18 protein-coding genes and 1 tRNA gene are annotated in these 21,049 nt (G+C 57.1%); 7 read left to right on the forward strand and 12 right to left on the reverse strand.

The genetic code is table 11. The annotated features are described in order from the left end of the window. Positions 1–24: 24 nt before the first annotated feature. Together ARCT_RS0115645 and ARCT_RS0115650 are read left to right on the forward strand one after the other, a co-directional pair. Positions 25–861: an alkaline phosphatase family protein gene (locus ARCT_RS0115645; protein ID WP_027240910.1), complete on the forward strand. Its 837-nt coding sequence runs from the start codon at positions 25–27 to the stop codon at positions 859–861. A 78-nt stretch (positions 862–939) separates the two neighbouring features. After that, positions 940–1,518 (forward strand): DUF4453 domain-containing protein, encoded by a 579-nt coding sequence (locus tag ARCT_RS0115650; RefSeq protein WP_027240911.1) that lies wholly within the window; start codon positions 940–942, stop codon positions 1,516–1,518. 42 nt (positions 1,519–1,560) lie between these two features. Here the strand turns inward: ARCT_RS0115650 and ARCT_RS0115655 are convergent, their stop codons facing one another. From ARCT_RS0115655 to ARCT_RS0115675, 5 genes are all read right to left on the reverse strand, one after another. Then, on the reverse strand, positions 1,561–2,493 hold the full coding sequence (locus ARCT_RS0115655) for an alpha/beta hydrolase fold domain-containing protein (protein WP_027240912.1): 933 nt from the start codon (positions 2,491–2,493) through the stop codon (positions 1,561–1,563). 152 nt (positions 2,494–2,645) lie between these two features. Beyond that, positions 2,646–4,553: an acyl-CoA synthetase gene (locus ARCT_RS0115660; RefSeq protein ID WP_027240913.1), complete on the reverse strand. Its 1,908-nt coding sequence runs from the start codon at positions 4,551–4,553 to the stop codon at positions 2,646–2,648. A gap of 166 nt (positions 4,554–4,719) precedes the next feature. Beyond that, entirely contained in the window at positions 4,720–6,519 is a 1,800-nt protein-coding gene (locus tag ARCT_RS0115665; protein ID WP_027240914.1) for an ABC transporter transmembrane domain-containing protein, read from the reverse strand. Between the two features lie 467 nt (positions 6,520–6,986). After that, a complete protein-coding gene (locus ARCT_RS0115670; RefSeq protein ID WP_027240915.1) occupies positions 6,987–8,024 on the reverse strand; it encodes a TRAP transporter substrate-binding protein in 1,038 nt (345 codons plus the stop codon). A 35-nt stretch (positions 8,025–8,059) separates the two neighbouring features. Further along, positions 8,060–9,250: a cytochrome P450 gene (locus ARCT_RS0115675; RefSeq protein WP_036785015.1), complete on the reverse strand. Its 1,191-nt coding sequence runs from the start codon at positions 9,248–9,250 to the stop codon at positions 8,060–8,062. 107 nt (positions 9,251–9,357) lie between these two features. Between ARCT_RS0115675 and ARCT_RS0115680 the strand changes: the two genes are divergently transcribed. Next, positions 9,358–10,260 carry a LysR family transcriptional regulator gene (locus ARCT_RS0115680; RefSeq protein ID WP_027240917.1) on the forward strand — a complete coding sequence of 301 codons (903 nt, stop codon included), beginning with the start codon at positions 9,358–9,360 and terminating at the stop codon, positions 10,258–10,260. An 85-nt stretch (positions 10,261–10,345) separates the two neighbouring features. Here the strand turns inward: ARCT_RS0115680 and ARCT_RS0115685 are convergent. From ARCT_RS0115685 to ARCT_RS0115695, 3 genes are all read right to left on the reverse strand, one after another. Further along, a tRNA-Gly gene (locus ARCT_RS0115685) sits at positions 10,346–10,419 on the reverse strand. Positions 10,420–10,613: 194 nt separating this feature from the next. Further along, positions 10,614–11,372 carry a hypothetical protein gene (locus tag ARCT_RS0115690; protein WP_027240918.1) on the reverse strand — a complete coding sequence of 253 codons (759 nt, stop codon included), beginning with the start codon at positions 11,370–11,372 and terminating at the stop codon, positions 10,614–10,616. Position 11,373: 1 nt separating this feature from the next. Beyond that, entirely contained in the window at positions 11,374–12,375 is a 1,002-nt protein-coding gene (locus ARCT_RS0115695; RefSeq protein ID WP_051360804.1) for a GSCFA domain-containing protein, read from the reverse strand. Positions 12,376–13,062: 687 nt separating this feature from the next. On the opposite strand from ARCT_RS0115695, the gene ARCT_RS0115705 reads away from it, so the two are divergent. From ARCT_RS0115705 to ARCT_RS0115720, 4 genes are all read left to right on the forward strand, one after another. Next, positions 13,063–13,509, forward strand: coding sequence for a DUF2852 domain-containing protein (locus ARCT_RS0115705; protein WP_027240921.1), 447 nt, complete (start codon positions 13,063–13,065; stop codon positions 13,507–13,509). Positions 13,510–13,595: 86 nt separating this feature from the next. Continuing rightward, the gene (locus ARCT_RS0115710) at positions 13,596–14,027 is read left to right on the forward strand and encodes an RDD family protein (protein WP_027240922.1); all 432 of its coding nucleotides are present in this window, start codon (positions 13,596–13,598) and stop codon (positions 14,025–14,027) included. 234 nt (positions 14,028–14,261) lie between these two features. Then, positions 14,262–15,086: an arginyltransferase gene (locus ARCT_RS0115715; RefSeq protein WP_027240923.1), complete on the forward strand. Its 825-nt coding sequence runs from the start codon at positions 14,262–14,264 to the stop codon at positions 15,084–15,086. Beyond that, a complete protein-coding gene (locus ARCT_RS0115720) occupies positions 15,083–15,490 on the forward strand; it encodes a VOC family protein (RefSeq protein WP_027240924.1) in 408 nt (135 codons plus the stop codon). Before ARCT_RS0115715 ends, ARCT_RS0115720 begins: the two co-directional genes overlap by 4 nt. Before the next feature lie 46 nt (positions 15,491–15,536). On the opposite strand, the gene ARCT_RS0115725 is transcribed toward ARCT_RS0115720, so the two are convergent. From ARCT_RS0115725 to ARCT_RS0115740, 4 genes are all read right to left on the reverse strand, one after another. Next, positions 15,537–16,190, reverse strand: coding sequence for a hypothetical protein (locus ARCT_RS0115725; protein WP_161631331.1), 654 nt, complete (start codon positions 16,188–16,190; stop codon positions 15,537–15,539). 81 nt (positions 16,191–16,271) lie between these two features. Continuing rightward, entirely contained in the window at positions 16,272–18,626 is a 2,355-nt protein-coding gene (locus ARCT_RS0115730; RefSeq protein WP_027240926.1) for a TRAP transporter large permease, read from the reverse strand. A 17-nt stretch (positions 18,627–18,643) separates the two neighbouring features. After that, positions 18,644–19,570, reverse strand: coding sequence for a TRAP transporter small permease subunit (locus ARCT_RS0115735; protein WP_027240927.1), 927 nt, complete (start codon positions 19,568–19,570; stop codon positions 18,644–18,646). 153 nt (positions 19,571–19,723) lie between these two features. Then, positions 19,724–20,806, reverse strand: coding sequence for a TRAP transporter substrate-binding protein (locus ARCT_RS0115740; protein WP_027240928.1), 1,083 nt, complete (start codon positions 20,804–20,806; stop codon positions 19,724–19,726). Positions 20,807–21,049 lie beyond the last annotated feature (243 nt).

Here is a 21,049-nt window from a genome sequence, read left to right on the forward strand (position 1 = left end):
CTGCGGAACAAAAGGATTCGGGTCATGAACACTAAGTTACTTCTCATCATTCTGGATGGGGTCCCCTATCGCAACTTCCGCCGTCTGTTTGGCAACCTGGAAGGCTGGGTCGACAGTGGTGAGGCCCGGGTGTGGAAACTGCGCTCGATACTGCCCTCCATTTCTGCCAGCTGCTATGCCTCGATCCACACAGGTGTCACCCCGGCAGAGCACGGCTGCACCGGCAATGGCAATGTCTTCAAGCTAAGCCACAAAGACGTCTTCTCGCAGGTGCGCGAGGCCGGAGGTACAACCGGCGCAGTGGCCCATAGCTTTTGGTCGCAGTTCTTTAACCGCCATCCCTTCGACTATGTGCGTGACATCGAATACGACGAGCCAGACAACGCCACCATCAACCACGGTCGGTTCCATACCATGACCGGTTATGGCCACGACAACCAGATGACGCCTTCGGATGTGGATCTGTTTGGCACCCTTACCAATCTCTGCCTGCGCTTTGGTCTGAACTACGGCATGCTGCATACCTGCACCCTGGACAGCATGGGGCATCGGTTCTTTCATGATTGCCAGCAGATGGATCACGCCTGTTTTGTAATGGACGAAATGCTGGCCCCCTTTGTCACCCAATGGCGACAGCTGGGCTATGAGGTGATCGTCACCGCAGACCATGGCCAGGATGAGCGCGGTCATCACGGCGGGCGCAGTGCGCTCCAGCAAGAAACCGCGCTCTACTACTTTGGCGAGGCCGAGGGCCCAGCCCAGGACGATGTCATTGACCAGCGCCAGCTGGCCCCGACCATCCTGCACAGGCTTGGCGCCCCGATTGCCGAAACCATGAAGGCAAAGCCCTTTTTGAAATAGCCCAAAATTAGCGAGCCTGCCCCCCTTGGCCAGTGCCACCAAAGGAGCGAGGCTCGCACCGCAAGCGAAGGATTTTATATGCGCCGTTTTTGCTCTCTTGTTCTTTCAGGCCTTGGCGCGGTACTGCCTGCCGCCTCCTCTGCCTCCGCCAATGACTATTGCGAAGATCTCTGGTTCACGCGCAATGCTATCATGGATCGGGCGGGTTATTGCTTTGGCTCGAATCTGGGCAAGGCCGTGTTTGACAATAGCGATTGCATTGGCAAAACGGTTGAGATCAGCCCGACAGACCAGAAAGTTGTTGCCCATATTCAAAACGCAGAGCGCGACGCCGACTGCCGGATAGATACAAGCAACCGCCAACTCTCGCTGCGCGACCTTGACCGGCGCAAAAACCTTTGGGATCTGCCTGTCCGTTCGGAGGATGCGCTTGCCTGTATGGGCTGGCGCAGCGAACAATTGCCATTGCGCGCGGGCCATAGCAATTCAGCCCCGGTCACTGGCAAGGTAAACCATGGTGACATCGTCGGGATGAACTTTGTTGGAGATCAGGGCTGGGAGTACCTACAGGTATTGACCCGCGACTGGGAGGTTGTGACCGCAGGCTGGGCTAAGGTCGAGTTTTCCCCAGATGTTTGCGATGGTATCATCCCATAAGCACTGCAATATGGCTGCTGGACCAAGGTCCAGGCGCATATTTCAGTCATAGGGCCAGATCCCCTGCCCCAGCGCTTCTACCGCTGCTGAGATACGCTCGAAACTGTCACGCGCACGCCCAACCGAGTGGCGGGCGCGCAGAAACCCGTGCACCAGCCCCGGCTCGTTGATCCAATAGGCCTTGCCCCCGGCAGCCAGGATCCGGTCCCGGTAATCCCGGCTATCATCGCGTACCGGGTCACAATCCGCTGAGACCAGCACCGTCGGCGGCAAGCCGGTAAAATCCTTGTCCTGCAGCGGCGCGTAAGTGGCGTCAGGCCCCAGATCCCCCTTGGGGCGGCGCACATCCATATAGAACAAAATCTCGTCGCGGGTCAGCATAGGCGCCTGCGCGTGCTCCAGATAGGAACCGGCATTGATGTCGCCTCCAAAGGCGCCGTAGACCAACACCTGTCCCATGATGGCCGAAGACAGTTCAGTATCCGCCCGTGCGGCATGTGCCAGCGCCGCACAAAGGTTTGCCCCGGCGCTATCGCCCATCAGCACAACGCCTTTGCCATAGGTTGCAACCACCCACCTGAGCGCCGTCCAGGCGTCTTCGAACATGGCCGGATGCTGGTGCTCCGGCGCCAGACGGTAGTCGACCGCAACCACGCGGTATCCGGTTTGCGCGCAGATCTCGGCGCAGACATCATCGTGACTGTCGAGGCCGCCAACAACAAAGCCGCCGCCATGACAAAACAGAACCGTGCGGCTGGGGTCACCCGCCGTATAAATCCGCAGTGGAACCTCGGATACGATGCGGCCTTCGCTGCTCACCAGATCGGGGCGCGGTGCCAGGAATTCCCGCGCCATGTCGTTATAGACCCTGCGCTGTTCTTCAATGCTGAGCTCAACAGCATCCTCAGGATAACACTCTCCGGTCTTGCGGATGAAGGCCCAGGTTTCCTCGTCTATCAGTCTTTCATAATCCATGCCGAGCCCTTCAGTATCGTGGTCCTGAGCAACAGCCTAGGCCAGAGCACCGGGTCAAGGGAATGGGCAAAGCGCAAAAAAGGGCACGCCCGCTGGCGCGCCCTTTCAAGTTCTTGTTGCGTTATCTTGGCGGGGTCTGGTTCAGCCTGCAATCAGCTGGCAACTGCCGCTGCGGCCATGTGCTCCCAGGGGCGGGTAAAGCCACCCAGCACAGCTGAGATATCAGCGTCACTGGCGCCATTGGCCTCCAGCTGCGCCACCAGACCGCGTTTCTTGTCGTCAATCACGGCGACGACCCGCGCCGGCGAGGAGGCCTTCAACAAAGCCTCGTTATAGACGCGCGTGATGGCGTGTTTGCGCAGATCCGGTTTAAACACCTTGCCAACGGCAGTTTTTGGCAGCTCGTCCAACACGGTGAGATGTTTTGGAATGGCGGCACGCTCATGCACGTGGATCTTGCAATAGTCCAGCAGCTCCTCGGCTGTGGCACTTGCCCCCTCGACAAGTTCGACAAAGGCACAGGGCAGCTCGCCAGCATGGGCATCGGGCTGGCCAATAGCACCTGCAAAGGCAACGGCCTCGTGCCCCAAAAGCGCCTCTTCGATCTCAGCCGGGTCGATATTATGACCACCACGGATGATCAGATCCTTGGCACGCCCCGTGATCCAAAGGTAGCTGTCTTCGTCAAACCGCCCCAGATCGCCGGTACGCAGATATTTGTCCTTGTAGTAGAGATCGACGTTTTTCGCCGCCTCGGTATAGGTGTGTCCTGCGTAGACACCGGGGTTCGAGATGCAGATTTCGCCCACCTCATCAACGCCGCATTCCACCAGCCCTTCTGCGGTGCCCTTGACGATCTTTACATCCGTATAGGGGAAGGTGATCCCGATTGAGCCGATCTTCTTTTCCCCGTCGACCGGGTTGCAAGATACCAAGCAGGTGGCTTCGGTCAGACCGTAGCCCTCAATGATATTGATGCCCGTGGCTTCCTGGAACCGGCGGTACAGTTCAATCGGTAGCGGAGCGGAGCCGGAAAAGGCAGTTTTTACAGTCGAGATATCCGCATCCACCGGGCGCTGCATCTTGGCCGAAATAGCCGTGGGCACTGTGATGATAAAGGTGATCTTCCAGCGTTCGATCAGCTTCCAGAAATTGTCAAAAACACCTTCGCCACGATAGCCCTGCGGTGTCGGGAACACCACATGCGCCCCCGAAGCAATCGAAGCCATGATGATCACATGGCAGGCAAAGACGTGGAACAGCGGCAGCGGACACATGATATTGTCGTTCTCAGTGTAAAGCAGCGTGCTGCCGATCCAGCCGTTGTAGATCATGCCAGAATATTTGTGCTGCGCCACCTTGGGCATGCCAGTGGTGCCGCCGGTATGAAAATAGCAGGCGACGCGGTCTGTGGTGCTGTCGGCAAAAGTCAGTGTGGTTGGCTGTTTGCGCATCTCGCGGCGGAAGGATTTGTAATCCGCGTGGGCGATCTTGTCCTTGTTTTCCAACTTGGGGCGCAGCAGTGGCACGATCCAGGATTTTGGCGGCGTCAGGTAGCGGTTCAGGTCGACTTCCAGAACGGTATTCACCCCCGGAGCGTGGCGCACGGCCTCGACCACTTTCTGGGCCACGTCGGTCTTGGGGAAGGGCTTCAGCGTCACCACGACCTTGGCCTTGGTCTCGCGCAGAATTGATGCGATCTGCTCGGGCTCCAACAACGGGTTGATCGGATTGACGATCCCCGCAACAGCCCCTCCCAACAGGGTGACAAGCGTCTCGTTACAGTTGGGCAGCACATAGGCCACCACGTCTTTTTCGCCAATGCCCAGCTCGCGGAACATATTGGCTGCCTGGGTCACCTGATCCTTAAGCTGGCTCCAGGTCAGGGTTTCCGCCTTGTCGGTGGGCCCAGACAAGATCTGATAGCTTACCGCATTGTTATTGGGAAACTTGCCTGTTGTACGTGACAACAACTGGTACAGAGTGACCGGGTTATCCCGTTCCTCCCAGCTGGCCTCGTTCTCCATTGCGATGCAGTCTTCTATCGTGGCAAATGCCATTGTAATCCTCCCCTGCCCTGGCAATCGCCTGGGTTTTCCTCTTCGAGGTCAATCTGAGGCCAAAAGCCTGATCGTGCAAGCGAATGGGCAGGATCACGTCAAGGCAACGCGCCAGTTTGACGTGGCGACACAAGCAACCTGTCCCCCAGACCGCTTGCACTTGATGCTATTCTGCGGCCAGCCCGTCGGTGAACTGTAGCCGCGCCAGCCGGGCATATAGCCCGCCTTCGGCAACCAGCGCGTCATGGGTGCCGGTGGCAACCACCTGGCCCTCTTCCATCACGACAATACGGTCGGCCTTTTTGACGGTGGCAAGACGATGCGCCACGATCAGAGTGGTGCGGCTTTGGCTCAGCTCATCCACTGCAGCCTGCACCAACCGCTCGCTTTCGGCATCCAGCGCCGAGGTCGCCTCATCCAGCAGCAGGACCGGCGCATCACGCAGGATGGCGCGGGCGATGGCGATCCGCTGTTTCTGCCCCCCCGACAGCATCACGCCGCGCTCGCCAACAAAACTGTCATAGCCTTCCGGCAGGTTCGAGATGAACTCATGCGCTGCGGCCGCTGCGGCGGCAGCTTCGACCTCTGCATCCGTTGCATCAGGGCGACCAAACCGGATGTTTTCCCGCGCCGAGGCGGCAAAGATAACCGGATCCTGTGGCACCATGGCCAGATGCTGACGGAAATCGTTGCGCTGCAAATCCGTCAGGGCGACACCATCCAGCAGAATGGCCCCCTTGTCGGGATCATAAAACCGTTGGATCATCTGGATGATAGTGGTCTTGCCCGCGCCAGACGGCCCGACAAACGCAACCGTTTCCCCTGGCCGCACGGTCAGATTAACCCCATTCAGCGCCTGCACTCCGGGGCGGGAGGGGTAGGCAAAGCTGACATTGTCAAACGTGATCTCGCCGCGCACCGGCTGTGGCAAGGCCTTGGCTGCCTGCGGATCTTTTACGGTATCCGTTGCGTTCAGCAGCTCAATCAGCCGTTCGGTGGCCCCGGCCGCGCGTTGCAGCTCGCTCCAGATTTCCGACAGGGCGGCCACGGATCCGGCGACCAGCACCGCATAGATCACAAACTGGATCAGGGTGCCTTCGCTCATCAGACCGGCGCGCACATCATTTGCCCCCATCCACAACACCCCAACGACACCGGAAAACACCAGAAAGATCACAATAACCGTCAGATAGGCGCGGGTCTTTATCCGGGTGATCGAGACATCAAAGGCGGTTTCGGTCATCTGGGAAAACTGCGCACGGCTGGCGTTTTCATGGGTAAAGGCCTGCACCGTTTGCACCGCGCCAAGCGCCTCGCCCGCATTGCCAGAGGAGGCCGCGATCCAGTCCTGGTTCTCGCGGCTAATGCCGCGCAAACGCCGCCCCAGAACCATGATCGGCACAATCACCGCAGGCACAATAAGCAAGACCAGACCGGTAAGTTTGGCCGAGGTAAGCAGCATCAAGACCATACCGCCGATAAAAATCAACAGGTTGCGCAGGGCAATGGACACCGAAGAGCCCAGAACCGACTGGATCAGCGTGGTATCGGTGGTGATCCGGCTCAGCACTTCACCGGTCATGATCTTTTCAAAAAAGGCCGGGCTCATGCCGATGACGCGGTCAAAGACGGCCTTGCGGATGTCGGAGACCACCCGCTCACCCAATCGGGTCACCAGCGCATAGCGCAGCCCGGTCCCAACCGCCAGCAGTGCCGCAATGACCAAAGCGGCCAGAAAATACTGATTGAGCAAGGCGCTTTCGGAAATCCGAAAATTATCCACCACACGGCGCACCGCCAGGGGCAGCGTCAAAGACAGACCCGCCGTCAGGACCAGGGCGCAGGTGGCCGCAAACATCAACAGCCAATAGGGACGCATAAAGGGCCACAAGGCCCCAAGAACACCTATTTCGCGAGAGCCTTCGCGGTCTTCTTCTGTTTTCGGAGCTGTCTGATTTCGCGCCATACCCGGTCCCTTTGACAGTTTTCCATGCTCGGGCCTGGTGCCCTGCGGTCCAAACTGGTTCATGACCCCCTCAGCCCAGCAGGTCAAGCGACTCTCGCCCCATTGCTGAGAACAAACCGGGAGCATGGGCTGGTGAATGGCCGCTTCGGACAAAAAGACGCAATATAATTTCGCCTGCAAGACTCTGCAGTCATGGCACCCGAACAAATCAGGGGCTTGTCTCTTTGCCCGTTCAAAGACTTCACTGCTTCGCGCGACAAAGGGGCTTTGCCCAAGCGCCACTGGCGAACAGGAACGGTGATCTGCATGTTTTTTGAGAGCCGTCATGCAAAAAACACTCACAGCGGCCTTCGGGTGTGCCTGCCCTGACCGCCAGGCACACCGTGATCAGGCGGGACCAATCACCAGGTTGCCCCTTTGTGGAGCGTGAAGGCACCGCGAGGCGCCTTCACTTTGTTTTTGCAGGCTTAGCCGCCATATTCCTTGATCAGGTTTTTGGCCGTTTCAATCAACGCACGGCCATCAATGCCGCGCCCTTCCATTTCGCTGACCCAGCGGTCGATAACGGGCACGGATCTCTCCTTAAACCGGGCAACCTCTGCCTCTGACAACTGGAGGATGGAGTTCCCGGCATCTTCGGCAATTTGCCGCCCCCGGGCATCCTTGCTCCACATGACCTGGGCAGCCATCTGCGAAAGCTTCTGTCCGGATTCTGCGTCGATCGCGGCGCGAAGATCCTCGGGCAGGCTGTCGTATTTGGCCCGGTTCATCACCAGGACAATCGTTGCGGTATACAACGCTTCGTCTCCGACAAACTCTGTGTGATTTCGTACCAGTTCGGAGAGCTTGATCGCGGGTGTCACCTCCCAAGGGATCACCGTGCCCGATACCACGCCTTTGGACAGGGCCTCGGGAATTGCAGGCAGCGGCAATCCAACCGGAATTGCACCCAGTTCCTGCAGGTAGTCATTGATCACACGGGTTGGCCCCCGCATTTTCACCCCTTCCAGGTCTTCAGGTCTGGTCACACCATCTGTGGTGTGAATGACCCCAGGGCCGTGAACCCACGCGCCCAGGACCTTCACGTCCTTGTACTCCCCCTCCTGCAGATCGGTTTCGACCAAATGCTGGAAGGCTTGCGAGGTGGCCACCGGGCTGGTCATCATGAAGGGCAACTCAAACACTTCGGTTTTGGGGAACCGGCCCGGGGTATAGCCAACCACGGTCATGATGATATCTGCCACACCATCAACCGCCTGATCCATCAGGCCCGGGGGTTTGCCACCCAGCGCCATGGAATCAAAATGTTCGATCTTAATCCTGCCACCACTGCGCTCCTCCACAGCAGCCCCCCAGGGTTTGAGTATGTGCTTTGGCACTGTTGCTGGCGCTGGCAGAAACTGGTGCAGGCGCAGTGTCACCTCTTGTGCCAGCGTGGTGCTGGGCACAAGACCAATGGCCAGTGCAACTGCTGCTGCAGACTTGAGAATATTGCGACGCTTCATGAAATACCTCCCTCGTTTATCATGTCGTGTTCTTGTCAGTTTAGTGTGACCGGCAGGCTGAGCGGCCCGCGAAAGCCAAACCCCCAAAAGGTGACCGCCTCGGGATCTGGTAAACGCATGTCGGGGAACCGGTCGAACAGCATTGGAAGAATAATCTGTGCCAGCATCCGCCGGGCGATATGGGTCCCTTGGCAGAAATGAGGACCATTCCCAAAAGCCTGGTGGGATGTCTTGGGCCGAAAGATATTAAACACTTCGGGGCTGTCATACAGGTCTTCGTCGTGACAGGCCGAGGCCTGAGCAGTCATCACCACCTCACCTTTGGCAATGGCATGACCGCGAATTTCGGTGTCTTCCATCACCAGCCGCGAGCTGGCCTGAATTGGTGCAACCCAGCGCACGCCTTCCTCAAACGCGGCATTCCATAGACCTTCAGCTTTGCAGGCCTCCAGCTGCTCGGGGTTTGTCAGCAACCCATAAAGGATGGTCAGCAGCGCGTCCCTCGGCTCGTTGATACCGCCGCCAATTGCGATTTTGACATTGGAATAGATCTGGCTTTTCTCAATCGGATCTTCCGCGTTCACCATGGCGGACAACGCCGATTGATCCGGTGCGGTTTTGACCCGGCTGACGCAGGTATCAAAGAGCGCGTTCATTTCCGCATTGGCCCTGTCCGAGCGCTCATAAAGCTCAGGCGCATTGCCGAAATTTCCAGCCCCATCAATCAGCGCCTGCGACCATCGGATCATCTCTGGGTCTGATGCCTCTGGAATTCCCAGCAGATGCGTCAGGCAGCGGGCGGCATAGGGCGCAGCCAGTGCAGTAAAGAGATCAACAGTGTCGCCGCGCTGCAACCCTCCGACATAGTCCTGTGCCACTTTGGTATAGAGCTCTTGCCAACATCCGGTGATGTTGCGGGGGGCAAAGGCCGGCGCCATGGCATTGCGCTCACGCTTATGTGCTTCTCCGTCCTTGCGCATCAGAGTCTGAGCCTGAAACGCCCGCGCCATCGGGGTACGCGGATCGTCCGAGCTGAAAAGCTCCCAGTTTTCTTTCACATGTTTTGTGTCGGCCGCTTTGGTCAGCAATATTCTTTGGATGCTGGGAATACGCACAACGGGCGCTTCGGCGCGCAACCGCTTGTAGATCGCATAGGGGTTTTCCGTCAGCTGCGCGATGGTGATCTGATCCTCCACAGGGATCGCCGACAAAGCAGTTGGGGTCATGATTATTCCTAACAAAACGACAGTTCTGCGACGTTATCCAGTGAATAGGTATTGGGCAATCCGATGGATTTGATACAGTTGTTCGAAAAATTCGATAGGACGCACTCATGACCTCAGACCCCTTTGCTTTGGATTTTGCAGCGCTGCGCACCCTGCGCCTGGTCTATGCCCACGGCAGCTTTTCGCGGGCGGCCGAAACCCTGGGAGTCACGCAATCAACAATAAGCTACACGATGACCCGCCTGCGCGAGGTGTTCAGTGATCCGCTGTTTGTGCGGCAAGGTGCCGGTATGGTGCCCACTGATCGCTGCAACGAGATCGTGGCCCAGGCAGGTGAGTTGATTGACCGGTTTGAAACCCTGACCGCGCAACGACAGTTCGACCCGGCGCAAGCCTCGGTCGAAATCGGGATCAGCTGCAATTTTTACGAGAGGGTGACAATCCTCCCCCACGTGACCCGCATTCTGCGTCGCGAGGCACCAGGCATCAAACTCAAGGTGATTTCATCCTCCGCGCAGGGCAAACAACAGCTGTTGCGCTCGGAAAGTGATATCTTGATTGGCCCGATCAGGATCGAGGACAGCGGATACTACCGAAGATCGCTTTTACGCGAAGAATACACCTGCGTCATGGATCCGTCGAACCCTCTTGCTCAGGACCCACTGACCATTGAACGTTTCGTCAAGGCACCGCAGGTGGTGGTGAACTATGGCGGCAATTTCAGGTCCCGGTTTCTGGTGGTGATGGAGGCCGCTGGCCATGTGCCGAACACAGTGATGGAAGTGCCAAGCCCGGCAAACCTGCCCGATATTCTGCTGCAGACCGATATGATTGCCACCGTCCCCTCACGTATCAGCCAGATGTTCGGAGATGCGGTGGCATCGGTCCCCTGCCCCCTTCCCGCAGAGTTCTCAATCGACCTCTATTGGACAGCACGGACCCATGTTTCGGCGCCGCATATGTGGTTGCGCTCAAAAATCGCCGAGGCCGCATCCCGCATTGCAACCTAGGGCCAGGACCCATTTATGAGGATCACAGGGGGTGGGGGCCAGAATGCGACCAGACCCAATTTGTGCAATCTTATCAAAGGGAGATTGGAGCGGGCGGCGGGAATCGAACCCGCGTCATTAGCTTGGAAGGCTAAGGTCTTACCATTACACAACGCCCGCGCTACAGGTTATCCACCTATTTCAAAGGAAAAACGAGGTCAAGCCTACCCGTGCCTTCTTTTGAAATTTAAACCAGTTCTCTTTGCACTGGCCCGTCTTATAACGCACTGGCCCATCTTGTAACGCATTGGCCCAATACTTCTTAAGTTCCAGATCAAAAAAACCAACTACTCCGCATGTTGCAACCAGTTTTCTCAACTGGCGGAACCCCGCCAGGGAAGCAACTTTTTGCGCCACCCCGCAGCCAGGTCTGAAACCGCCCAGCGTTCAACCGCAGACACCATCAAAGCGCCGAACTCAGCATTGGCGTGATGCTCATCCTCCGGGTCTTCGTGGCGGAACTTTTGCAACATGAACCCTTCGGCGTCGCAACAGTCGCGAGGCAGGTCAATCACAGGGACAGAACGCGCTTTCAGCTCTGCTTTCATGATCTCCAGATAGGTATCAAAACACGTTCGCGCCTGTGTCGCAGGCAAGAACTTTAAGGTTGAATGGTCACGGAACATTCGCGGCGGCGAGACCGCAGCAACGGGAATTCCAATCCGACCCAAAAGATCAATCAGCTCCAGGACATATTTTTGATCCTGAAGAACCAGTGTCTTGAAGACCAGATGCGAGATCGTCTTGCGCCCCTCCAGATGTTCAGCAAGGGCAAATTTCCCCCAGGTGATCTGGTGCTGCACCCGCATTGGCCAAAGCGGCATGGACAAGACAACGGCGTCAAACTTTGGCGAAGCGGGAGGAAGACGTGACATATGCCGCTGGTAGTCCGGTGCAACCATTTCTGCATGATCTCCGGCATCGCGGAAGAAGGGCGTCGGTAGCAAATGTCCGCCACCAAGCGGTAGAATTGAGATATCAACAGAGCGGTCCGTTTTCCGCGCAGCCAGTAGCTGCTGCAAGCCACGGTTCAAGGCACCGATATGAGAGTCGCCGGTAACAAGAATTTTCATATCAGTTGTCACCAAAGGAATTCAGCAGTTCTTCGTCACATTTGACCTGTTCAAGGCGCGCTGCCTCTGCACGGCCCAGATGGTCAGTTTGCGCCCGTGGGGTGGTCGCCCCCTGCTGTGCCCCAGGTGGGACATGCTGAGAAAAGAAGACACTCATGACATGATCAACCCCATGCGGCGAAACCTCGCGCGCATCCGGCTGGAAAAAATACCCCTTCATAAAGGGGGAGGTGATGATCTCGTAAGACGGGAAATAATCAACAAAACCATGATCCTGGTACAGCTCGCCCGCAACCGCGCGCAGAACCGATTTGGAATGCATGGTGGCAACCGCCACCTGGTGCTGGGTTGCCGTCGCCATCAAAGGCACCGGGCTAACGGTAAGAAACAGGCGGATATTGGGGTTGATACGCCGAACGATGGAGATAAATTCCTCCATGTCACCGCGCACCTCGGCGCTGGTCAGATTGCGGAAAGCATAGGACTTGTCGTCATATCTGCCCCCTGCGGTCCCCGGACAAAGCGGAAACACAGCACCGTCCTTGCGCGCCTCCCAGGTCTCGGTCAGACCGAGGGTGAACACAAAAACATCCGCAGTTTGAAACAGTTCAACCACTGCCTCCAGATGGCTTTTCTGCAGGGCCATCAGCTCGCGCACGCTGGAAAAGGGCTCCGGTTCGAGCGTTGGCCGGAATGGATCGACAACGCCGCCGTCTTTTTCCCAGTACTGTTCAGCCGGAGAGAACTGGCCAAAGGCGCGTTTTATGAGCTGAAGCAATTGACGCGACGTGTAGAGGTTTCCATAGCGCGCAGAATACATCCCATAGCCAAAATCCAACGCCCGTTCTGCCGGAAAGGCCTCGGGAGCGGGCTCTGTATCCAGGTAATCAAAGCCGCATTTTCGCAGATTTCGCCCGATGTGCTGCGCAAAGCAACTGCCAGCCGTTGCAATTTTCTGCCCCTCAAACTCGAACCGTTTCTGGTACCAGTCCCCAATGTCCATTGGATGGAATGGCGAGATCGTTTTTTTCCAAAAAGCCTTTTTTTCTTGGCACTTATAAGGGTGATCAGACAAACAGAAGTCCTCAATATGAAAACAATCACTTCCCCCATACCGCCCTCCATTCGTCTATTCAAGGAACAATGAAACCGCACGCGGGCAATCAGAATGCCGATGTCTGTCAGTCCGTTTCTTGGACCCCGACCATCGGGGGGACGAGGCAACCGACCACACGTCCCAGCCTGGGGAGCAGGTAGAAACAATTACCCTGCGCGCCCATGCGTGGACATGCGCGGGACATGCGTGGACATTCAATTTGCTGCACCTGGGGCCGCTAGAAGAACGCGGGAATCATGATGTCGGCTGGTTCGGAATTCTCCGGGAAGTCAGCGCAAAAGACGCCTGCCCCAGGTTGATACGGCGCAGAGCCACCGCCAGCCACACCGCCAGACACACCAGGCAGGCACACCAGGCAGCCACAGGTTTCGCTCTCCATTGTCATGCGCTCTGCGCCCTGTTCGCGCCCCTTTCTCATATGACTCCAGAGCCTAAATCAAGAAATGTGAAAAAGATTCACATACGGGCTTGAAGCAGAGCCGTGCCACTCCAATATGAAGTAATGTGAACGGGATTTACATTCTCACAATCACAGTTACCTAGTCGCAAGACTGCAAACCCTGGAGACGAATTATGACAGCAATGACCTCCCCCAACCCTGCCCACAGTCAACAGGGTTGGTTTACCCGTAGCGAAGCCTGGCTGGATCAAAAGGGCAAAGGGGCCTGGATCGCAGCAATGGTTCTTGGCTTTGTCTTTTTCTGGCCCATTGGCCTGGCCCTTCTCTTCTACATGATCTGGAGCAAACGTATGTTCAACAAGTCCTGCCGCACTCACAGCCGCAAACCCTGGGCCAGCCATGGTATGTCGGCAATGAAGCCCTCTGGGAACTCTGCCTTTGACGCCTACAAGGAAGACACTCTGCGGCGCCTTGAGCAGGAACAAAGCGATTTTGAAGGCTTTATGCAGCGTCTGCGCGATGCCAAGGACAAGGCCGAGTTTGACCAGTTTATGGATGAACGCAGCACTATGCCGACGGAAGAGACCAGCGACGAAGACAGCACGCAGAAGTCCCACTAAGCTCTTTGCAAAACGAATCCGTCCCCCAGCCTGGCCAGCAGGGGGCGGATCTACCCCTGCCAAACACAGACGTAAAAGGACCAATCATGACCTCCCTGCCCGACCCCGATTATCAGGCTGAGTTTTATGCGTTCACCGCACCCAAGCGCCTGGTGGCATGGGTTGTCGATAGTATTCTGATTGTCGTGTTGAGCCTTATTACCGTGGTGATGACGGCCTTTGTTGGCTTGCTCATTTGGCCGCTGCTCTATCTGGTGATTGGCTTTGTCTATCGGGCCGCGACCCTCTCGAGCAGCTCTGCCACCCTGGGCATGCGCTTTGCCGGGATTGAGCTGCGCGACCTTTCCGGGCGCCGCTTGGACTCGCAACAGGCTGTGCTGCACTCCCTCGGCTTTAGCATTTCTATCGCGGTGCCCGTGTTGCAGGTGATTTCGATCATCCTGATGCTCACCACCGCCAAAGGACAGGGGCTGAGCGACTCCCTTTTGGGGACGGTCATGCTCAACCGGCGCGCATAAACCACCACCTGGCAGAGACGCCAGAGGCCAGACGAGATGGGGCGAGGCGGGACGGGGCGGGACTTCAATCCAGGGCGTGACTGGCGGGCCATAGGCACCGCATTCCGCCTCCTGCGCCAGTTCTTCTCCCGATCTTAACCAGTTTCTATTGGCTGCTTGGAGTCTGGCTTGCCCATTGCTATCTTGCTGTTGTTTCTTATGATCAAGATATCTTCTTAGTTAGTCTAGCTCCAGATGCGTCACACACTTCCCATTGCTCCACAGTTCTATGTCACGGCCCCCCAGCCCTGTCCCTATCTGGAAAACCGGATGGAGCGGAAGCTTTTCACCTCCCTACAGGGGGACGGTGCCGACCAGTTGAACAATAGCCTGTCGCATCAGGGATTTCGCCGCTCGCAAAATGTGCTGTACCGGCCCTCCTGCTCGGACTGTTGTGCCTGCATGTCTGCCCGCATTGATGTCAGCGCATTTGTTAAGACCCGCAGCCAGAAACGTATCCTCAAGCGCAATGCGTCCTTGATGCGTCGCGCGACCTCTCCCTGGGCGACAGAAGATCAATATGCACTGTTCCGGCGCTACCTCGACAGTCGCCACTCTGACGGCGGCATGGCGGATATGGATGTGTTTGAATATGCCGCGATGATTGAGGAAACTCCGATTCGCAGCCGGGTCATCGAATATACCGAACCGCAGTACAGCAGCCTTGTTGCCGTCTCTCTTACAGATGTTCTGGAAGACGGGTTGAGCATGGTCTATTCCTTCTACGACCCGGATCAGCCGCAAAACTCCATTGGCACCTACATGATCCTTGATCATATCGCCATCGCGCTGGAGAGTGGACTTCCCTATGTCTATCTTGGCTATTGGGTGCCCGGCAGCGCCAAGATGAGCTACAAAGAAAAGTTCTCCGGTCTGGAGGTCTATCACCAGGGAACCTGGAAAAAGATGCGTGACCCGGCCGAATTTGCCGATAGCAGCCACCCATTGTCCACAGATCCCATTGCGGAACAGGTGGCCAATATTCAGCTGCCAGAACAGCCGGTCCATCGCCACAAATGACCCCTCCTGGCCCCGTACAGGCCCTGCATGCGGTTGCTCTGCTGGTGCCGGACTATGATGCGGCGATTGCCTTTTATTGTGATCTGTTGGGCTGGCAACTGGCCGAGGATATCGACCAGGGCCACAAACGTTGGGTGCGCATCCTGCCACCGGGCGCCACGCAGGGCAGTCTGATCCTGGCGCAGGCAACAGGCCCCGCGCAAAGTGCGGCGATTGGAAACCAGTTTGGCGGCCGCGTCGGATTGTTCCTGACAACGGATGATTTTGCCCGTGACCATGCCCGGATGCTTGCCCTTGGCGTCCTGTTTGAAGAGCCCCCACGGCACGAACCCTATGGCACAGTTGCCGTTTGGCAGGATCCCTTTGGCAATCGCTGGGATCTGCTGGAGTTCACCCCCAGCTAGCGCCGCATCCCGCCCGCGCCGCACTCAGCCAAGGACCAGCCAGGGATCAACCAGGGATCTCGTTGCGCAGAAGATAGTCATGCACAGCGCGGCTGCGTTGGGTGAGTTTTTTCAAGATCGCGGCATGATCCAGCCGCAGCGCCAATTTCTCTTCCATATTTGCCCGCTTGTTGATGAATTCCTCAAAAACATCACCGGCATCCATCAGCCTGTGGGCGCTGCGGTCATAGACTTCCCGGTATTGGCTCCATTGGGCCGCGGAGACATCTCCCTTGGCCATCAGTTCTTCCGCGGCTTCCAGGATTTGTTCCAATGCTCCAAGGGTTCTTTCAATTCCGGACTGGGGGCGTAACTCGACTGCAGTCAGATTTTCCAGCTCTCGGAACAGTTTGGTTTGAATTTCCTCGATACTGTCGGGGGAAAACTCATCCAGATAGGCATCAATCTTGCGCATATGCGCCTTATCGGAGAGCTTCTTGTCGCGCAGCGCATGTAGATAATACTCCACCGCTGCGAGCTTGGTATTTAAGGTGCGTATCCGCTTTTGCGCCTGGGCATGGGCCGCATCATACTGCTTTTTGGCCAGACGCCAATCTCGCACCAAGGACATGGAATACCACTCCTTTTTGATTGCACCTTTGGTCCCCACCGGAACACGAGCCCTAGAGTAATGCGTCTCATGATTTTGTAAAGCCACCACATGTTCCGCCCATCGGGCAATAGCAAAAGGGGCCCCAAAACGGAGCCCCTTTGCAAAGGTATTGTCCCAGGATCAACTTGATCAGTTGGGGATCAGTGCCGGAATGATGGTCACGATCGACGGGAAGAACCAGAGAATCCCCAGACCTGCCACCTGGATCAGCACGAAGGGCAGAACCCCGCGATAGATATGTCCGGTGGTCACCTCTTTTGGCGCAACCCCGCGCAGATAGAACAGCGCAAAGCCAAAAGGTGGTGTCAGGAAGGACGTCTGCAGGTTCACCGCAACCATGATGGTCACCCATTTTGGATCAAAGGAACCGCCATAGATAACCGGCCCGACAATCGGGATCACGATGTAGATGATCTCGAGGAAGTCGAGCACAAAGCCCAGGAAGAACAGAACCATCATCACGATCAGGAAGACCGTCATCTCATTGTCAAAGCTCTTCAGGAACTGCTGGATGTAGTGTTCACCGCCAAAGGAAATCACCACCAGATTGAGCAGCTGAGAGCCGATCAGGATGGTAAAGACCATGGATGTGACCTTGGCGGTTTCACGAACGATGGGCGTCAAAACCGCGCCCTTGTATAGAACCCAGCAGCCATAGAGCAGACCAAACAGAGCAAAGAGATAGGCCCCATAGGCAACACCAAAGGCGATCCAGCTTTCAACGGTGACGTTGGACTGGTTGATCCGCAGATCAAAGTTCACCCCGATCAGGATCGCAATCATCACGGCAAGGGTGGCCCAGATGATGATCTTGCCCGATTTGCCTTGGTCCTGCAGCTTGCGGTAGGCCGCCAGCATGATCGCACCACCGGCGCCAAGCGCCGCAGCGGGCGTTGGGTTGGTAATGCCACCAAGGATTGACCCAAGCACGGCAACAATCAGAACCAGCGGTGGGAAAACCACCCGGATCAGATCATTGCGCGCACAGCGGGCCGCAGCTTCGCGCGCGCCATACAGTGCCAACACCGCGGGCAGCGCCAACAACAGAACCGTGACCCCCGGCGTTGTCGTTGGAGCAATCAGCAGCACATCGACCAGCAAAACCAGCAACAGGCCAATGGCGCCCAGGATCAGTGGCTTGGTATCACGCGACGGTGCCACCCCGCGACCAATGGCCAGAACCAGAGCCAGCATGATCACCAGGATGGTGACGCCAGTACCAATCGGAGCTGCCGCCGCAATCTTGTCGACCTGCGCCTGAGCAAACTCCTCTTCGGTCAGCTTGGTTGCCTGCGCAACACCACCGGCAGCATCAATCACCTTCTGTTCCGCAACAGCGGCGTCCCAGGCGTCTTGGCCGTGCAGATCAATCATCGCCGCCTGACACTGAGGCCCGACCGTGGTCCGCAAAGACGCGGTTTGACCCGCGTCAGAGAAAGCCGAAATCGTGGTGTTTTGCGAACCGATCACCCCAAAGGAGCCCAGCAGCATGGCACCGGCAAGAATGGCAGCAGGTGCGCCCAGGAACCACAGCAGCGCTTCGTTGCGCGTCACCGGCTCATTGGTGCTGGCCTCCAGCGCGACAGCGGGTGCCTTTTCCGGATTCAACATCGCATAGCCAAAGGCATAAAGCGCATAGAGCAGCGCCAGCATGATCCCCGGCAACAGCGCCGCCTGGAACAATGTACCCACGGAAACAACCGCCGGTTCGCCCAGATAGGTCAAAGCATCCGAACAGCCTGCCTCCAACGCCCGGTTTTCCTGCGCGGTGGAGTAAAGATCCCCCGCCAGGGTGCCAAGCAGAACGATCACGATCGATGGTGGAATGATCTGCCCCAGAGTACCAGAGGCCGCAATCACACCGGTTGCCAGTTCGGGCGAGTAGTTGTTGCGCAGCATGGTGGGCAGGGCCAGCAGGCCCATGGTCACCACGGTGGCCCCAACGATCCCGGTGGAGGCCGCCAGGAAGGCGCCAACCACAACGATGGACACCGCAAGACCACCCGGCAGCGGGCCAAAAACCCGCGCCATTGTTGTCAGCAAGTCATTGGCAATTTTGGACCGTTCCAGGGTGATCCCCATCAGAACAAACATCAAAACCGCCAGCAGGGTTTCAATGGAAGCCCCCGCCAGAACACGCTCGTTCATCCGGTTCACAATAAAGGAGATATTGCGATCCATTGCATATTCCCAGCCCTGTACAAAAACGGGCTCGGCGATGCGCGGCAATTCCGGGTATCGGAAGATGGAAATGGCATCGGGTTTCACCCCGCCGGCCACCAGATCCTGATACACCGTGGACGACGTATCGATAGCTTGGTGGATCAGCAGTCCAGCACTGTCCAGCGCTGCGATGATCCCGAAGGAAATGATACCAGCACCACCGATGGCAAAGGCCACCGGGAAGCCAGAAAGGATGCCTCCGAAAAGACATAGGAATACGATGAGCAGGCCGAGTTCGACGCCATCAAGACCGAAAAGCATATCAGCTGTCCCTTAGGTTAATGTGCGCCTTCATAGGCTTCTTCGCCCTCACCAAGAGTATCCTTGTCGAGGTATTTGTTTTCACTGCCCTGACCTTCGATGAACTCCAGCAAGGAGCGATAGAAGAAGGCAATAGCATGCACAAAGACGATTGCGGCAAAGGTCACCAGCAAGATCTTAAAGAGGAAATAGCCGTTAAATCCGTTCGGGCTAAAGCCGATGGTTTCAACGTTCCAGCGCAGCGCACGGGCTTTCATCACCAGGCGCTCCAACTGATCCGAGGCCGAGGGCTTTGGCACGATCAGGTGCCGCCATAGGAAGAACCAGCCATACATCCAGGTCAGAACGGCTACGGGCATCATAAAGATCAGTGACCCCAGCATGTCGATAACCCGTTTGGCACGGAAGCTGATGCCGGAATAGACCAGGTCAACCCGCACATGCCCGCCTTGAACAAAGGTGTAGGTCACACAAAGGCAGACCACCAAGGCATTGTAGAGCTTCAGCTCTTCCGCAAACCAGGAGATGTCTTTCTCCAGCGCGATGCCAAGCCCGAAGCTCATCTCCGGCCGGGCAAAGATCCGCTGCATAAAGACGATGACGATCTGTTGGATCACCATGAGCAGACCAGCCCAGGCAAAGAACCGCCCGATGCCATTGGCAAAGCCTTCAAACACCCGAACCATGCCCCACATGAACTGGCGCCGAAACAGGCCAATCGCAGTCAGGATCAGGAACAAAGTAAAGACTACAAAAAAGAACTCCGCCGAGCCGCCATAGTAGACAAAGCGCATGATCGAAGCCTTGTCAGACCAATCGAGCCAAAGCTGCGGGTGAGTTACGGCGTAGCCGAAATTGTAAAAGGCGCCAGCGATGTTCTGAACCAGCCAGATCAGACCGTTGAACAGGGCGCCGAAAAAGGAAATGCCTGTATCGTCCTGCATTGTTCCCTCGGATGATTATATGCGACGGGTCGGAAACGTGGCCCCGCCCAAAACGCATGTCGCGTGGACGGCCACGACCTTCTGGCCAGCGGCAAAAATGAAAAAGGGATCCCCCGCACCCGGCGGGGGATCCAACAGAGGCTTCGGGTTGTGTTAACCCAGAACGCGGTCGCGCTGTGCGGTGTAGACACCGGACGACAGGTTCTGCCAGGCGGAAGAAGACTTCATCGACTTCATGGCGCTATCGTAGATTTTCTTGAACAGCTCGTCGCCCATGTTTTCGTCCATGACTTCTTTCGAAGCCGCACCAAAAGCATCCCAGACGGAGTCAGGGAATTCCATGACCTTGACGCCACCAGCCTGCAGACGCTGCAGCGCAGCACCGTTGTTGGCCAGGAACTGTGTCAGGTTCCACTGGTGGCATTCACCAGAGGCGATCTCGATGATCTTCTGATGCGCAGGCGACAGGCTTTCAAAGACGTCACGGTTGGTCGCAACCGACAGACCGGCACCTGGCTCGTGGAAGCCGGCGGTGTAATAGGTCTTGGTGATTTCCTGGAAACCAGCTTTTTCATCCGCCCAGGGGCCGATCCACTCTGTCCCGTCGATGGCACCGGAAGACAGCGCCTGATACACTTCGGAACCAGGGATGTTCTGAACGGAAGCACCCAGTTTACCCAGGGCTTTACCGCCGAGGCCAGGCATACGGAACTTCAGACCGTTGAAATCTTCGGGGCTGTTGATCTCTTTGGAGAACCAGCCGCCAGCCTGGGCACCGGTGTTGCCGCCGAGGAAGGATTTCAGACCAAAGATCTGGCCCAGCTCGTCGTGCAGCTCCATGCCGCCGTCCTGGTAGTACCAGTTGGCCAGTTCCTGCGCGGTCATGCCCATGGGCACGGCGGTGAAGAAGGCATAGCCTGGGTGCTGACCAACAAAGTAGTAGTCGGCGCCGTGATACATATCGGCCTGACCGGAAGACACCGCGTCAAACACTTCAAACGCGCCAACCAGCTCGCCTGCGGCTTTGATGTCAACGGTCAGCTGACCATCGGACATGGCGGTGATATTGTCGGCAACGCGCTGTGCCGCGTCAAACACGCCTGCCAGACCGCGGCCCCAGGTGGTGACCATGGTCAGGGTGCGGTTACCCTGTGCGTATGCCGGTGCGGCCAGAGTGGTTGCAGCTGCGGCGGTCCCGCCCAGCGCAGAGGTTTTCAAAAAAGAACGACGATCCATTATAGTGCTCCTCCCATAAGTAGTCCCTATGTCCGGCTTTTGCCGAACGGATCTTTTCGAGTGGCGTCAGCCTAGCGACGGAATGGCGGTTGTGAATACCTAGTACTGCGTAGGCGGCGCAAAAATTGGCCATTCCTGAATGTTGGGCCGCCGATTTTTGCGAATCCATCGCGAATTCACGGCGCAACATGGCAAAATGGCCAAGCCAGACCTTTGATTCGGTTGCAAGATTGCGTAACGATT

It is taken from the genome of Pseudophaeobacter arcticus DSM 23566, assembly GCF_000473205.1.
GTDB lineage: Bacteria > Pseudomonadota > Alphaproteobacteria > Rhodobacterales > Rhodobacteraceae > Pseudophaeobacter > Pseudophaeobacter arcticus.